This window comes from Arthrobacter sp. SPT-J7, assembly GCF_059089965.1.
This window is the reverse complement of sequence record NZ_JBNHFF010000645.1, coordinates 1-259: the sequence shown is the minus strand read 5'-3', so window position 1 is coordinate 259 and position 259 is coordinate 1. Positions and strand designations below refer to the sequence as shown.

General features: G+C 56.4%; 1 pseudogene. It reads right to left on the bottom strand.

The annotated features are described in order from the left end of the window. Window positions 1-115: 115 nt before the first annotated feature. Window positions 116-259: pseudogene (locus AC5RWX_RS34645) on the bottom strand (UDP-galactopyranose mutase); the annotation flags it as partial.

The following is a 259-nucleotide window of genomic DNA, read 5'->3' as shown; positions in this document are numbered from 1 at the left end:
AGGTACAAGGGAAGCGTGTCCGTATCACCGTCGGTAGGAAAAACTACACGGTGAACCGTCTGCCAGGCATCCGCAGCGGACACGCTGAGATCACCTGTGGACTCTTGAACAATGGTCATGCTTCTACGCCTCCGCTTTCCAGCTTTACGCCGCTTTCAAAGTGCGGCCGGATCTTGTTGTCGAACATGCTCAGTGCAGCGCCGATGGCCATGTGCATGTCAAGGTACTTGTACGTGCCCAGGCGTCCGCCGAACAGAAC